This window comes from Bartonella sp. AP65SXKL (genome assembly GCF_042195725.1).
Classification (GTDB): Bacteria; Pseudomonadota; Alphaproteobacteria; order Rhizobiales; family Rhizobiaceae; genus Bartonella.
The window spans coordinates 1-538 of record NZ_JBHIOW010000123.1 but is presented as its reverse complement, the minus strand read 5'-3'; the positions used below and the strand labels follow the sequence as shown (position 1 = coordinate 538).

1 protein-coding gene and 1 pseudogene are annotated in these 538 nt (G+C 41.6%); both read right to left on the bottom strand.

Translation table 11 applies throughout. From position 1 onward, the window contains the following. Positions 1-95 precede the first annotated feature (95 nt). Positions 96-329, bottom strand: a complete 234-nt coding sequence (locus ACFIMP_RS09990) for a hypothetical protein (RefSeq protein WP_375686355.1) — start codon at positions 327-329, stop codon at positions 96-98. A gap of 9 nt (positions 330-338) precedes the next feature. After that, a pseudogene (locus ACFIMP_RS09985) lies at positions 339-538 on the bottom strand (phage tail protein); the annotation flags it as partial.

Below are 538 nucleotides of genomic sequence, written 5' to 3'. Positions count from 1 at the left end.
GAAGTCCCTTCTCTGATTTCCTCTTTCGTTGCAACAGGTATCAAATATTCATGTTCATGATCGGGTATCTTCATCTGTTTTCGTCCTCACATCATTCAGAGCACTTCGTCTAATGAACACTCTTTCAAATCTTCAAACTCTTCTCTTAAGGTCTCTAAGCGCTTCTCTAAATCTTTCAGTGAACCATCAAGCTCTGTTTTCAAAGCGGCTTTCAGTAAATCAAAAACGCCAGTAAGCGGCGCATGTACAAAACCTCCCCCAGAATACAAAACGACCCGTACTTGAGACGGGTCTCTAATCTCTGATATCGCAAACGGTTTTAATGACATTTCAACTCCTCATGTCTTGATCCCATAAATTACACTCACATTAACGGGGCGCGTTTCAATACCACCAACCCTCTCTGCCATGAGATGATGTTCATGATGCTCTCTGTCATTCAGACCTTCTGTTATAGGCGTTGAATAATATAAAAAATTAGCAAAGGGGCTCCTGATAAACCAAGGTAAACGTGGCGGCTTGTCTTTTTCTGTAAACC

Excerpts from the sequence above, each read along its gene's own strand:
- ACFIMP_RS09990 (WP_375686355.1), bottom strand. The coding sequence starts at position 329 with ATGTCATTAAAACCGTTTGCGATATCAGAGATTAGAGACCCGTCTCAA.